Source organism: Rheinheimera texasensis DSM 17496 (assembly GCF_000711985.1).
Taxonomy (GTDB): domain Bacteria; phylum Pseudomonadota; class Gammaproteobacteria; order Enterobacterales; family Alteromonadaceae; genus Pararheinheimera; species Pararheinheimera texasensis.
This window is the reverse complement of the sequence record NZ_JONU01000007.1, coordinates 1254952-1269372: the sequence shown is the minus strand read 5'-3', so window position 1 is coordinate 1269372 and position 14421 is coordinate 1254952. Positions and strand designations below refer to the sequence as shown.

The window sequence follows — 14421 nt, the reverse complement described above, 5'->3', positions numbered from 1 at the left end:
TGCCCACACAGATGATTGATTGCTAATTGTTAAAGAGCGTGCTTCGACTTCGAAGCGGGAGGCGTATCTTACACTTCCCAGATTTTAAGTCAAGCAGAGAAATTTACTATTTAAATAAACTACTCTGCTCAACCTACTCACTTGCCTTGCTTGCAATTTCGAGGCTTTCACCCCAACCTCACTGCGAGGCGGCCATTTTAGTCAGTTTTTATTTCGTGTCAAGCGTCTTTTTATCGACTATTTTTCACTTTTCAAACTCACCCGGCGTTTCGCGTTTCGCTTCACCCCGTCGGCATGGCGCGCATTATAGGCCGTTACGAAACTTACGCAAGCTTAAATTTGAGAAAAGTTGGGGTTTTGCGATCGTTCGGACAAATAAGCCGCAAAACGTGTATTTTCCAAACAAAAACTCCCATTTTACAACCGCTTAGTTGCTTGGCTTCCTGCGAACTACTGGTTAAGATGCTGATTGACTACTATAAGTAGAAAGCTTTCTTTGTATTTACTTACCTTTTGCAGAATCAGGAATTCCATATGTTGCCAAGTTTAAAATCCTCACTGCCATTTACCCTGGCACTCGCTATTATCACTTATCTTGTTTTCAGCTTTGTTCTAAACAGCCTGACATTAGATACTGCCACCGCAGTCACCATCGGTGTAGTGCTGGCTGGTATTCTGGTCCCAATGTTAGTCGAACTAAAACCGCTGGAGTCTGCACCGACCGCAACAGCGGCAAAATCAGCCGCTGTGACCGCGAGCGGCCCTTCAGTCACTTTATATGTCGGTAACCTGCCATATAAAGCAAACGAAGAAGCAGTACGGGATCTGTTCCAACAATCAGGTTCAGTATTAAACGTGCGTTTAATGAAAGATCGCCAGACCGGCCGGCGCCGTGGTTTTGGTTTTGTTGAAGTTGCAGCCAAAGATGCCGCCAAGGTAATTCAGAAACTGAACGATTTTGAATATGAAGGCCGTACGCTGAAAGTCCGTGAAGCAAAAGAGCGCCAGGACAATGATGACAGCGACGAGTAACTAATAAGTTGTTGCCGGTTTTGACCAATGCTGATATTGGTCAAAACCGAGATCATTCACCCGCACCAATTGCTGCTCGTCAAGTTTCCCACTACTTATATATAAGTGGTCATATGATTCCGTCGCCCCTTCCTCTTCTGTACCTGCCAACGTCAACGCCTGTACCCGACGCGCAATAGCATCCGCAGTATCCAGAAAAACAGTATTCGGCAGGCAAGCAGCAAGCTCAGCGGTAAGAAAAGGAAAGTGAGTACAACCCAGTACAACAGCCGCCGGCGGCGGCTGCAACAGGCCGAGTGAGTTCAGCTCATTGGCGACATCAGCACTGACATCCTGCTGATACCACACTTTGCGCTCAGCCAGTCGAACCAATTCACTTGAACCTGCGGTTTTAACAGAACAATCCTGAGCAAATTCGTTAATCAAGCCCTGCAGATACGCACTGCGGCAAGTTGCCGGTGTTGCCAGTACCGTGAAGCCACTCTGACAAAACTTTGCAGCTGCAGGCTTAATTGCAGGTACAGTGCCAACAAACGGGATATCAAATTGTTGTCTTAACGCTGCGACCGCCTGAGTGGTCGCAGTATTGCAGGCGATCACTATCAGCTCAGCACCTTTCTCTATTAATAAAGCAGACAACTGAGCCAGACGTGCCTGGATGAATGCTTCGGTCTTTTCGCCATAAGGCAGATAGCGATTATCCATCACATATATATAGTGGGCCGGTACTTTGGCTTTGACTGCAGCCAGAATACTAAGGCCACCTACCCCACTGTCGATAAATCCGATCCGCATATCTGCTCCGATGCTTTAGCACTGCTATTTTGCCAGATTTGCGATCTGCACAACAGCGCCGGTCAGAGCATTTGGTTTCTGCGGGAAAAGTCTCTAAAATGTGCGCCCTTTAGTTCTGAGACAACATCATGCAACCAGGTCAGGTTTTCCCGGCACAATACGCCCAGTTACTGGCGGATAAAGCACAGCAGGTCGGCCAGCTGTTTCACAGTTTCGCCATGCCACCCGTGCAGATTTTCCCTTCTCCGGCCGAGCATTACCGCTGCAGGGCAGAATTCCGCGTCTGGCACGAAGGCGATGACCTGTATCACATCATGTTTGATCCAGAAACCAAGACCCGCCATCGAATTGACTATTTTCCGGTTGCGATCAAAACCATCGCCGATTTTATGCCCCGCCTGATCGACGCACTGAAACGTCGGCCTTTGCTGCGTAACCGTTTGTATCAGATTGATTATCTGTCAGGCCTCAGTGGTGAGTTGCTGGTGTCACTGATCTATAAAAAGCCCGTACCTGCTGAATGGGCCGACGAAGTCCGGCAACTGAAAGCCGAACTGACGACAGACCATTCGCTGGATTTTATTGGCCGCGCCCGTAAACAGAAAATACTGGTCGACCGGGATTTCATTACCGAACAGCTGCAGGTCGATAACCGCCAGTTGAGTTATCAGCAAGTTGAAAACAGTTTCAGTCAGCCGAACGCAGTGGTGAATCAACAGATGCTCGGCTGGGCCTGTGATATTGCGCGGCAACTACAGGGCGATCTACTGGAGCTGTATTGTGGTAACGGCAATTTCTCGCTGGCACTGGCGCCTTATTTCCGTCAGGTAGTGGCGACAGAGCTGTCAAAAGTGTCGATTAAATCGGCAGAACTAAATATCAGGCAGAATCAAATCGACAATCTGCAGGTGTTAGCGATGTCGGCAGAAGATGTCAGCGCCGCACTAGCGCAGGGCAATGCACTGAAACATATCGATTTAAATGGTCTGGCGCTGAATACGATTTTGGTCGACCCGCCACGGGCCGGTCTGGATCCGGCAACAGTGCAACTGGTCAGCCGGTTTGACGACATTTTGTATATTTCGTGTAATCCGGAGACACTGGCCGACAATCTGCAGACATTGATTCAAACCCACGAAGTGCAGCAGTTCGCGTTCTTCGACCAGTTCCCCTATACCCATCATATGGAATCCGGCGTCTGGCTGCGGCGTAAAACGGTTTGACAGCAGTCAGTCTTTTGGCCGGCGACCGTAGCCGGCCGCGCCATGCGCTAACCAGCGAAGCTGTAAAATAGTTCTTAAGGTGATTTGCACCCGCGTTTCCGGACTGGCATCCAGGGCGTCGGCGCCGGCATGGAACACCAGCGTCACCATCGCTTCGGCCTGCATCTGCGCGTATTCATCCGGACAAGCGGTTTCTTTACGCAGGTAATCGGCCAGTTCTGCACAAAAATGTTGGATCTCACGCGCCACTGCGCGGCGAAATGCCGCCGAAGTACCTGAGCGTTCGCGCAGCAACAAGCGGAACACATTACTGTTACCGACGACAAATTCCATAAAAGTTTCAATCGAGGTGCGGATCACACTACCGTTTTTCTCAATCCGGTTACGCGCCTGACGCAGCAGCTGTCGCAGCATCAAACCGGCTTCATCCACCAGTGTTAAGCCCAATTCATCCATATCAGCAAAGTGTCGGTAGAAAGACGTTGGCGCGATGCCGGCTTCGCGGGCTACCTCACGCAGGCTGAGGCTGGAAAAGCCTTTGTCCGGGCTCAGCTGCGCAAAAGCAGCATCAATGATGGCGCGGCGGGTCTTTTCTTTTTGCTGGGCTCTCGACACTGGTGTTACCTGTTCACAGATGCGCTAAAAGCCCATTTTATACCTTGACCGCGCTTCATTGCACAGTAAAATTAGCTTACAGTTGTAAGCCAAAAGTACCCATCATGGAAAAACACCCCATTATCTGGACCAACGTGCTGTTATTCAGCCTGACCTTTGCGGTTGCGGCTATCGGCGTTCCAACCTACGCCATTCTCGTCGGTTTCAGTTGGACTGAAATCATTGCCACAGTGCTGTGTCTCGGTTATTGCGGTATGTCGATCACCGCCGGCTACCATCGCTTGTGGGCGCACAAAACGTATGACGCGCATCCGTTGTTACAGCTGTTTTTTGCCATCGGCGGTGCTTTTGCCCTGCAAAACAGTGCTTTGCACTGGTCTTCTGATCACCGGGTACACCATAAGTTTGTCGACCAGAATGACAAAGACCCTTACTCTGCAAAAAAAGGTTTCTGGTTCAGCCACATCGGATGGATGCTGCGCGAATATCAGGCGCACCGCTACAGCGATTACAGCAATGTCCGCGATCTGCAGAGCAATAAAATTGTGATGTGGCAGCACAACAATTACCTGCTGCTGACGGTGCTGACAAACTTTGGTATTCCGCTGTTATTGGGTGTGCTGACCGGTAGTGTCATTGGCATGTTACTCAGTGTGGGCGTATTACGTTTGGTGCTGAGCCACCACTTCACCTTTTTTATCAACTCGCTGGCACATATCTGGGGCAAGCAGCCTTATACCGACACCAATACCGCACGGGATAACGGCTGGCTGGCGCTGGTCACTTACGGCGAGGGTTACCACAACTTCCACCATATTTTTGAATTCGATTACCGCAACGGCATCCGTTGGTGGCACTTTGACCCCACGAAATGGTTGATCAAAAGCTGCTCTTTTGTCGGTCTGACCCGCAATCTGAAAGTCTGCCCGGAAGACAAAATCGTTAAAGCTAAAGCGCTGATGCAATTAAAGCGGGCACAGGCCAAAGCCTTGCAGCTGCAATTGCCGGATGCTGAGCAGTTGCTGCAAAAAATGGAACATGAATATGCGTTGTTAGTCGAACGGATGCAGGCTTATTACGATTTGCAAAAACAGCTGCTACAACAGAAAAAAGCTGGTTTGCAACAGAAGAAAGATCAGCTGCTGCAAAGCTATAACGATTTTGATTTGGGCAAGCACTGTGCTGAACTGAAGCAAAACTGGCAGTTACAACAGCGCCAGTGGCAGCTGTTTATCAGCCAATATGCCTAAGCTCCGGTAAAACCAGCAGAAAAGCCGACGGAAGTCGGCTTTTCTGCTTCTGTTCCCTGAATTTCAGCTGCTATTATCTTGGCATCGCTGGCAGGTAACAGGTGGAACTTCAGGTGTCCAATAAAACAACCAAAACAAAATCCGAACAACAATTCGACTATGATGCGATCATCATAGGCACAGGGCCCGGCGGTGAGGGTGCCGCAATGAATCTGGCCAAAAGCGGCAAAAAGGTTGCCGTGATTGAGCGCCATACTCAGGTCGGTGGCGGTTGCACCCACTGGGGCACTATTCCTTCCAAAGCGTTACGTCATTCCGTCAGTCGTTTTATTGAATACAATGAAAATCCGTTATTTCAGATGGAAAATCAGTCGTCCAATCTGACCTTTCCGCAAATTCTGAAACATGCCGCCGGTGTGATCCGCAAACAAGTGCGGCTGCGCAGCAGTTTTTACGATCGCAACCGGGTTGAAGTCTTTGCAGGCGATGCCTCTTTTGTGGATAAACATCATATCAAAATTGTACCGCCGACCGGGCCGGAACGCGTGATCAGCGCTCAGACGATTGTTCTCGCGGTGGGTTCCCGGCCTTACCGCCCGGCCAATGTTGATTTTAATCATCCGCATATTTTTGACAGTGATACCATTTTGTCACTGAGTGAAGATCCACGGCATATCATCATCTTCGGCGCCGGCGTGATTGGCTGTGAATACGCCTCGATATTCCGCGGCCTTGGTGTGCGGGTCGATTTAGTGAATACCCGTGACCGCTTATTGTCGTTTATGGATGCCGAAATCTCCGACGCGCTCAGTTATCATTTCTGGAATTCAGGTGTAACCATCCGCCATGGCGAAGAGTTTGAATCTATTGAAGGTTTGGACGATGGCGTGATTCTGCATCTGCAATCCGGCAAAAAGATGAAAGCCGACTGCATCCTGTTTGCCAATGGCCGCACCGGCAATACAGACGCACTGAACCTGGAAGCAGTGGGCCTGAAAGCTGACAGCCGCGGCCAGCTGAAGGTCAATGAAAATTATCAGACCGCAGTCGACAACATCTACGCCGTCGGCGATGTCATTGGCTATCCAAGCCTGGCCAGTGCTGCCTACGATCAAGGTCGTATTGCTGGTAATTCGATTATTCATGGTCACTGCGACACGCGCTTGATTGAAGATATTCCGGTGGGCATTTACACCATTCCGGAGATGAGTTCAGTCGGCAAAACCGAACAACAGCTGACCGCTGCGCGTATTCCATATGAGGTAGGCCGGGCGCAGTTTAAGCATCTGGCACGGGCGCAAATTGCCAACACCAGTGTCGGCAGCCTGAAACTGCTGTTCCACCGTGATACCAAAGAGATACTGGGGATCCATTGCTTTGGTGAGCGTGCGGCAGAAATCGTCCACATCGGCCAGGCCATTATGATGCAGAAAAATGGCGGCAATAATGTCGAGTACTTCGTGCATACCACCTTTAACTACCCAACGATGGCAGAAGCTTACCGCGTCGCAGCGATGAATGGCTTAAACCGTTTATTCTGAGACAACTGATTTGTAAGACATAACGCCGGCAATTGCCGGCGTTTTTTATGAAGAAATGCGTTGTGTCATAGCGTCGGGTAATCGGTATACCCTGCCGGCCCCTTACCATAGAACAACTCTTTACGCGGCGGGTTCAGTGGTGCGTCGGCTGCCAGTCGCGCAGGCAGATCCGGATTGGCAATAAAAGGAATGCCAAAAGCCACAGCGTCTGCTTTGCCTTCAGCCAGCCACTGATTGGCCTGCGTTTTATCAAATTGCTCGTTGGCGATAACCACGCCGCCAAATAGTTGTTTCAGCAGTGGCGTCAGGCTGTCGTTTGCGGCATGTTCCCGCGTCGACAAAAACGCAATGCGTCTTTTACCGAGTTCGGTTGCAACATACCCAAAGGTCGCGGTCGGATTGCGGTCACCCATATCGTGTGCATCCATCCGTGGCGCCAGATGCACGCCGACCCGGCCGGCTCCCCAGATCTCAATACAGGCATCTGTGACTTCCAGTAATAAACGCGCCCGATTTTCGACTGAGCCACCGTACTGGTCGTCACGTTGATTCGTGCTGTCCTGCAGGAACTGGTCGAGTAAATAACCGTTGGCACCATGAATATGCACGCCGTCAAAACCGGCCGCTTTGGCGTTGCGTGCGGCATGACGGTAATCAGCTACTGTCGCCGCAATCTCATCAAGGCTCAGTGCACGCGGTGTGACAAAATCCTGCAGCGGACGCAGCAGACTGACATGACCCGCCGGGCGCACTGCGCTCGGAGCTACCGGCGCGGCACCGTCCAGATATGAAGGAGCTGACACACGACCGACATGCCACAGCTGCAAGAAAATCCGGCCACCGGCAGCATGCACTGCTTCAGTGACCAGACGCCAGCCGGCAACCTGAGCATCTGACCAAATCCCCGGTGTATCGGGATAACCAACGCCCATGGCATTGACCGAGGTTGCTTCCGACAGGATCAGTCCAGCACTGGCACGCTGGGTGTAATATTCTGCCATCAACTGGTTTGGCACACGGCCTTCATCAGCTCGGCAACGGGTTAAAGGTGCCATCACAACCCGGTTTGGCAGCTTGAGCGCACCAAGCTGCAAAGGTTCAAAAATAGTCGGCATCACAGCTCCTGAAAGTGCCTGGATTTAATCAGGCAAAAACAAAAAAACCAGCCTGTTGACTGGTTTTTATCCGCAGAATTAGTCCTCAGATATTGTTATCGAGGTGATAGGTACGGCTGAATGACTGCACCGCTTCGATAAACACTTTGACCTTTTCAGGGTCTACGTCTGGCGTGATGCCGTGACCTAAGTTAAAGACATGGCCTGAGCCCTGACCATAACCGTCCAGAATCGCTTGTACTTCTAAGCGCATGCGCTCCGGCGTACCTAACAAAAATGCCGGGTCCATATTGCCCTGTAACGCCACTTTGTCACCTATGCGCTGCCGGGCAGAGCGGATATCAATAGTCCAGTCCAGGCCTACGGCATCACAACCGGTCGCAGCGATATCTTCCAGCCACAAACCACCGTTTTTGGTGAATAAGGTGACGGGGACAGGAGTACCATCGACCTGACGGGTCAGACCGTCGACGATTTGCTGCATATAACTCAATGAGTATTCACGATAGGAATTTGGTGTCAGCACGCCACCCCAGGTATCGAAAATCATCACAGACTGCGCGCCGGCGGCGATTTGCGCATTCAGATACAAAATGACGCTTTGGGCCAGTTTGTCGAGCAGGATGTGAATCACCTCCGGCTCTGAATACATAATTTTTTTGATTTTAGAGAAGGTTTTGCTGCTGCCGCCCTCAAGCATGTAAGTCGCCAGCGTCCACGGACTACCGGCAAAACCAATTAGTGGGACTTCGCCATTCAGTTCACGGCGGATAGTGCGGACTGCATCCATTACATACCGCAGTTCAACTTCCGGGTCCGGCACCGGTAATTGTACGACGTCCATAAAATCGCTGAGTTGTTTGGTGAATCTCGGGCCTTCGCCCTCACCGAAATACAGACCCATGCCCATTGCATCCGGGATAGTCAGAATGTCGCTGAACAGAATCGCGGCATCCAGCGGGTAACGGCGTAACGGCTGTAACGTCACTTCACAGGCCAGTTCAGGGTTTTTACACAGTGACATAAAATCACCGGCCTGAGCGCGGGTCGCACGATACTCAGGTAAATAACGTCCGGCTTGGCGCATCATCCAGATTGGTGTGCGGTCAACAGGTTGTTTTAAAAGGGCTCTTAAGTATCGATCGTTTTTTAGCTGCATCTTTGCTCTACCGTCATACTGAGTACTGTCATTCTAGCAGCTGTGCTGCCAGCACACTATCTTTGCAATTTAATGAAAATAATTCTGTTTTTCTGCATTTCTACACTTGCCAGCCTCGCAGACGATTTGGTATAAAACTGACGCGCTAGTGAAGAAAATTACAATGAAGAGCCCGATTATACGGGCCCGACACTCAAACTTAAGCCACAATTGTGGCTTTTTTATTTTGTTTTTCCAGCCCTTTTACTGAGCTTTATCAAACTCTTGCTGTAAATAACGAATCATCTGACCGGACAGCGTCTGTACAGGCGGTATTTCCGGCAATTCATCAGGTTTGAACCAACCCGCCTCAACGATTTCATTCGGCTGACAAACAATGTCCCCACTGACATAATCTGCATAAAAACCCATCATCAGCGAATGCGGGAATGGCCACGGCTGGCTGCCGGCATATCGGAGATTCGCCACGCGCACACCGACCTCTTCCTCAACCTCTCGTACCGCCGCCTGTTCGAGAGTTTCGCCCGATTCAACAAAACCAGCCAGGATCGAAAAAAAACCAGGTTTGTGCCGGTTAGAACGCGCCAGCAAAATACAGTCATCTTTGCGAATGGCCACCAGCACACAAGGCGAAATACGCGGATAAGTACGATGGCCGCATTGCGGACATAACATCGCCAGCTCCCAGCTGACCAGACGCATCGCAGAGCCACATTGACCACAATATCGGTGGGTCTGCAAAAACAGCGCAAACTGCATGGCGCGGGCCGCCAGCTCAAACCAGTGTGATTGCGGATGCTCCAGCAATGCCCGCGCGCTTTGCCAATGTTCCGGTACACTGAGCTGATCCTGATACACCGCCAGTAGACATGGTTGTTGTTGCCACTCGCCGATTTGACACAGCTGTTCTGGTTCAGTCAAGCCGAATTCCGACCAACTCCCGAATGGAATTTCAGCCTGAGGTAACCACAACTTGCCCTGACACACGACAAACCAATACGCCTGTGACACATCGGCCAGACTCAGGCTGTGCTTATTCATATGGATACCCTTTCGAAACAAAGTGGCAATACCATGCCATGATAACGGCACAGACTGAACCGACCAATCAAAAATGTGTTGATCTTTATCGCAGAATTCTTTTAATTAGCATTATTCAGACAGGTTAAGATTTACAAGGAACCGCTTATGTACAACCGGCTACAGAGTGCCCGGCAGCAATGGGGAGGCTCTCTGACAGCGATTGATAACTGGCTGGAAGAGCGGCAGCAACTCATCGTCTGTTATTGCAAACTCGCGGCATTACCCCCTTTTGACAAACAAAACGCCGGCCAGCAACTGCCGGAACAACAGCAAATTCTGCATTTCTGTCAGTTGCTGATGGATTATTTATCTGCAGGCCATTTTGAAGTCTACGACCAGATTGTCTCGCAATGTGCGACTAACGGCCCTCACAGCAAAGCCCTGGCAGAGGCCTTATGCCCAAAGATTGCTGCATCGACTGATTTGGCATTGGAATTCAACGATAAATTCGCGGACGAAGCGGCTAATCAGACACTGAGCAGCTTCGATGCCGATTTGTCGCGGTTGGGGCAGGCACTGGAAGAACGTTTTGGTCTGGAAGACGAGTTGATCAAAACACTGTTTTTGAAACACACCCAGGGTGTGTCCGCCTGAAAAAGTCCCGAGTGGGCATAAAAAAGCCGGCGCATTCGCCGGCTTTTTATTCACTCCAAGAAGTTACACCTTCATTGCCGCATTTAACGGCGGCACCGGTGGCTGGTCGTCTGGTTTGCTCATATGCCGGCCGTAGACCAGATGGAACAATGGTGACGCCATCAGAGTGGTTACAATCGCCATCAGCACCATAATCGAAAACAAACCTTGTTCAATCACACCAAACTTCAGCGCGATATTGATGATAATCAGCTCCATCAGGCCACGGGCATTCATCAATGCCCCAACCGCCATCGCCGTGCGATTATCCGCGCCACCAATTCGGGCAGCAGCCCAACAGGCCACGCCTTTGGCAAAAATCGAAGCAGCCAGAATAATCAGTGCGATGAACATCACCTCAAAAGACGCCAGTACGTTTAACTGCGTTTTCAGACCGGAATAAGTAAAGAACATCGGCAACAACACAAAAACGGTGACTTTTTGTAGCCGAGCTGTCACCAGCTCGCTCAGTTTGCCCCGCGGCATCGCTATACCCAGCAGGAAACCGCCAAACACGGCATGTAACCCCACCCATTCCATCGCATAAGCCGACACAGAGAACAGCACAAACACCAGCAACAGCTGCGCTGCGGTCAATACGCCGGTCTTTTCGACTTTATCTGCCAGTGGCTGCAGCCAGCCGCGTACTTTGGTCAGCATCAGGCTGGCGTATAACACTCCGCCGACTACCGCTTTAATCGCCAGAATAGTGCCGCCACCGAAGCTGGCCAACACCACAGCCAGCACCACCCAGGCCGCTGCGTCGTCGATGGCGCCGGCCGCCAGGGCCAGCGTTCCTAATGCAGTTCCAGCCAGACCGCGCTCATAAATAATCCGCGCCAGCATTGGAAACGCCGTGATAGCAATAGCAGCTCCCATAAACAAAGCCGCATTCGCGAAAGAAATATTGGCTGCAAACAAACCGGGTGTTTCCAGCAGCCACAGACACAACAGTGCGCCGACGCCGAAAGGCACTAACATGCCGGCCAGGCTAACCCCTACCGCGCTGCGGGCATTTTTGCGAAACAGCTGAGTGTTAAACTCCAGACCCACCAGAAACATATATAAGCCGACGCCAAGCTGAGCACCGAAATACAAAATCGGCATCGTCTCAGCGACAAAAATACTCTTTTGCAGATCAGGCCAGAACAGACCGAATAATGATGGACCTAACACCACACCGGCGATCATTTCGCCGACTACTTTGGGTTGGCCGATAAATTTAGCCAAATAACCAAAGACTTGAGCGGCAACAATAATCAGCGCCAGTTGTGGCAGAAACGCCAAAGCCAAATCGACATAACTCATTGTTTATTATCTCTTTACGAACAATTAATGATGAAGTGCTAGTTTGAGTGATGGTGTCGGTTTTTTCGCCGGTTTTGGGTGCCGCCTGTCATTTTGTCACCAACATACCGAAGCCCTTTGCATGGTGCAAGCCGTGAATTTCCGCGGAATGGCAACTGCTTGATTTTCATTTAAACAAAAATTGCTCGCGCCGCATCAACGCAAATCACTGGCCCGCAGACAGCAAAGCCAGAGCCTTTGGCGAATATACGCTGGGCAGGGCGCAGGAAATCTGGCATGCTGGACATCTTTACTCTGTGGCAGGAAACCCGGATCAATGAGTCAGGACCATGGTGATCAGCTTGATCAGCAACTGTTATTTGAAGTTATCGAAAATCAACTGGCGGATGGTTATCCGCTGAAAGTCAAAGCCACGCTGATGCGCCTCTGCATGACCGGCCATAGCCGCGATGATGCGTTAGAGCTCATCGCCTGCGCCCTGGCTCCTGAGATGTTCGCTGTGGTGGAACTGGCGCAGGAATTTAATCTGCCGCGCTACGAGACGCATCTGGATTTGCTGCCGCAAACACCATGGATTGAACAAGACTGAGCCCATCCTGTTGAATATGATCCGCTGGCAAGCCATTGCCCTGTTGTGTTGTTGCTGTTTATTACTGGCAGGATGTCAGCAGATACCTCATCAACCGGGTCAGCCGGTCAATGCATTACCGGCCGCTGGCCAGCTGTATGCCAGAACTGCAGCACAGTTACCGCCGGTTAATGACCTGCCGCCCTATGAAGCGTTGTACCAGAGCTTTTTAGCATCAGGCCAGGTCCAGCAAAGCGCCATCGACTGGCGCGCCATGCAACAGCAGCTGATGCAGACCGATATCGGTCAGTGCCTGAGCCTGCCCTGGCGGCAATGGCAACAACAAAACCTGCTGAATCTGGCGTTTTACCGGCTGGCGATGAACTGTTATCAGGAGCATCAGCAGCATAGCGAATTCAAAGCGCTGCAGGCTTATCAGAGTTATTTGCGAGACGGTATTTTGCGCAGTGGCAATGGCAAAGCCAGTTATTCAGCCTGGCGCATTAATACCTTTGCCGACGCGCATGAATTGCTCAGCCTGCTGGGTATGCAAACCCAGGATTACCATGCCGTACTGACAGCGTCCGGCAACAGCATGCACTATGAAGTACATGTCTACGACCCGGCCGACAACCGCCTGAAAACGGTATTTTTCGAAAATCAGCGATATCTGCATGCCATCGACGGCCTGCCTTTTCCGTTTGTCGGGCTGGTCGATGGCTGGCGCAAAGAACTGTTGCCCGAAGGCGCCAACAACAACCCGGCGATGATGGTGCCGCTGGCAATCGCGCTGATGGAAGAAAAAAACATTGCAGAAGCCGAGGCTTTGCTACTCAAAGCGGTGGCACGAGGCTCGCTGCAAGCCAAAGTCACACTGGCGGAATGGTGTTTTCAGCCAACACTGCACTTAAAAACCAGCAAAGCACAGTGTTTGGGCTGGCTGACAGATGCCGCAGACCAGGACTATATCCCGGCATTGCAACTGTTACATTTCCTGCATTTTAAGACACTGATCGCAGGTAAACATCAGCTAGCTGTGACTGAACTGCAAGCTTATATCAACGAAAGAGCCGGGCCCGGTGTGGCAGAAGTACAGCTGGCCCGTTATCTGCTGCAAGGTAAACTGACCCCACGCGACACCACTACTGCTGTTGCGCAATTACAGACGGCGGCGAAAGCCGGCCATCCGGATGCCGCCAGTTTTGCCATTCTGGCGCAACTTGAACATCAGCAGCTGCCAGCGGCCAAAGCTACAGCACAGCTAAAGCAACTGGCAGAACAAGGCAGCACAACCGCCGCTTATTTATATGTGTCGGATTTGATGCAACAGCCGGAGCTTAACGAAGCTGAACGCCAGCAGGCACAGCAACTGCTGCGACAGGCGATGCTTTCTTATCACCCGGAAGCCTTTTATTTATATGGCTATGGCCTGGAGCGGCGCTGGTTCGCTGACGACAGCCAGCCAGCCAATTATTATTACCAACAAGCTGCAGAGCGCTTTTTTGCCCGCGCCATGCTGCGACTTGGCAACTTGTACCGCGATGGCGAATTCGTCAAAGCCGACCCGCTGCAAGCCAGCCGCTGGTTATATTTGTGTACCCGCCAGGGTATTGCGGCCTGTGCTTTCCATGTGGGTGTAATGCTGGATGACGGGGAAGGCATTAGCGCTGACCCTGCCGCAGCTATGCGGTTTTATAGTTTTGGCGCCGAACAGGGTTATGCGCCGGCGCTGAACCGGCTGGGTTTGTTATATCTGTTTGGCAAAGGCACTCCAGAGGATCCGGTTAAAGCGGTCGAGCTACTGCAACAGGCAGCCAGTAAGGGCAGTGTCAGTGCCAGTTATTATCTGGGCTTGTTGTATTTTGAAGGGCAGCAGGTCAGTCGCGATCTGGTCAAAGCACGGCAGTATTTTGAACAGGCGCAGGAACATCCGAAAGCCCGCTATTATCTGGAAAACTGGCAACAGCTGACGACTCAGCCATCAAAATAACGCCGGTCACAAACACCCGGCGCTTTACAATATTCTGTAGTCAATTCGTCACTAAATGTAATGCTGCTCGCGATGGTCATCCTGGCTCAGTTAAGCTTTTGCTTAATTC

13 protein-coding genes are annotated in these 14421 nt (G+C 51.1%); 7 read left to right on the top strand and 6 right to left on the bottom strand.

Going from position 1 to position 14421, the window contains the following annotated elements; all coding sequences use genetic code 11:
* Nucleotides 1-534 precede the first annotated feature (534 nt).
* Nucleotides 535-1032: an RNA recognition motif domain-containing protein gene (locus tag Q399_RS0105910; protein ID WP_031566603.1), complete on the top strand. Its 498-nt coding sequence runs from the start codon at nucleotides 535-537 to the stop codon at nucleotides 1030-1032.
* Here Q399_RS0105910 and murI read toward each other — a convergent pair whose 3' ends face one another.
* A complete protein-coding gene (murI, locus tag Q399_RS21025; RefSeq protein ID WP_051685781.1) occupies nucleotides 1033-1827 on the bottom strand; it encodes a glutamate racemase in 795 nt (264 codons plus the stop codon).
* Between the two features lie 128 nt (nucleotides 1828-1955).
* Between murI and trmA the strand changes: the two genes are divergently transcribed.
* Nucleotides 1956-3050: a tRNA (uridine(54)-C5)-methyltransferase TrmA gene (gene trmA, locus Q399_RS0105900; RefSeq protein WP_031566599.1), complete on the top strand. Its 1095-nt coding sequence runs from the start codon at nucleotides 1956-1958 to the stop codon at nucleotides 3048-3050.
* Between the two features lie 6 nt (nucleotides 3051-3056).
* On the opposite strand, the gene fabR is transcribed toward trmA, so the two are convergent.
* Nucleotides 3057-3665, bottom strand: a complete 609-nt coding sequence (fabR, locus tag Q399_RS0105895; protein ID WP_031566597.1) for an HTH-type transcriptional repressor FabR — start codon at nucleotides 3663-3665, stop codon at nucleotides 3057-3059.
* Nucleotides 3666-3769: 104 nt separating this feature from the next.
* Between fabR and Q399_RS0105890 the strand changes: the two genes are divergently transcribed.
* Both Q399_RS0105890 and sthA read left to right on the top strand, forming a co-directional pair.
* A complete protein-coding gene (locus tag Q399_RS0105890) occupies nucleotides 3770-4915 on the top strand; it encodes an acyl-CoA desaturase (RefSeq protein ID WP_031566595.1) in 1146 nt (381 codons plus the stop codon).
* Between the two features lie 113 nt (nucleotides 4916-5028).
* Entirely contained in the window at nucleotides 5029-6456 is a 1428-nt protein-coding gene (sthA, locus tag Q399_RS0105885) for a Si-specific NAD(P)(+) transhydrogenase (protein ID WP_031566593.1), read from the top strand.
* A gap of 65 nt (nucleotides 6457-6521) precedes the next feature.
* Here the strand turns inward: sthA and Q399_RS0105880 are convergent, their stop codons facing one another.
* The 3 genes from Q399_RS0105880 to nudC form a co-directional block, all read right to left on the bottom strand.
* Complete coding sequence (locus Q399_RS0105880) at nucleotides 6522-7571, bottom strand: alkene reductase (RefSeq protein WP_031566591.1); 1050 nt, start codon at nucleotides 7569-7571, stop codon at nucleotides 6522-6524.
* 85 nt (nucleotides 7572-7656) lie between these two features.
* Entirely contained in the window at nucleotides 7657-8730 is a 1074-nt protein-coding gene (hemE, locus tag Q399_RS0105875) for a uroporphyrinogen decarboxylase (protein ID WP_031566588.1), read from the bottom strand.
* Nucleotides 8731-8973: 243 nt separating this feature from the next.
* Entirely contained in the window at nucleotides 8974-9771 is a 798-nt protein-coding gene (nudC, locus tag Q399_RS0105870) for an NAD(+) diphosphatase (RefSeq protein WP_031566586.1), read from the bottom strand.
* A 147-nt stretch (nucleotides 9772-9918) separates the two neighbouring features.
* Between nudC and Q399_RS0105865 the strand changes: the two genes are divergently transcribed.
* The gene (locus Q399_RS0105865; RefSeq protein ID WP_031566583.1) at nucleotides 9919-10407 is read left to right on the top strand and encodes an Rsd/AlgQ family anti-sigma factor; all 489 of its coding nucleotides are present in this window, start codon (nucleotides 9919-9921) and stop codon (nucleotides 10405-10407) included.
* A 63-nt stretch (nucleotides 10408-10470) separates the two neighbouring features.
* Here Q399_RS0105865 and Q399_RS0105860 read toward each other — a convergent pair whose 3' ends face one another.
* Complete coding sequence (locus tag Q399_RS0105860) at nucleotides 10471-11754, bottom strand: cation:proton antiporter (RefSeq protein WP_051685780.1); 1284 nt, start codon at nucleotides 11752-11754, stop codon at nucleotides 10471-10473.
* Nucleotides 11755-12070: 316 nt separating this feature from the next.
* Here Q399_RS0105860 and Q399_RS0105855 point away from each other — a divergent pair, with 316 nt between their 5' ends.
* Both Q399_RS0105855 and Q399_RS0105850 read left to right on the top strand, forming a co-directional pair.
* Complete coding sequence (locus Q399_RS0105855) at nucleotides 12071-12343, top strand: hypothetical protein (RefSeq protein ID WP_031566578.1); 273 nt, start codon at nucleotides 12071-12073, stop codon at nucleotides 12341-12343.
* Nucleotides 12344-12359: 16 nt separating this feature from the next.
* Nucleotides 12360-14312 carry a tetratricopeptide repeat protein gene (locus tag Q399_RS0105850; protein ID WP_245612843.1) on the top strand — a complete coding sequence of 651 codons (1953 nt, stop codon included), beginning with the start codon at nucleotides 12360-12362 and terminating at the stop codon, nucleotides 14310-14312.
* Nucleotides 14313-14421: the final 109 nt, after the last annotated feature.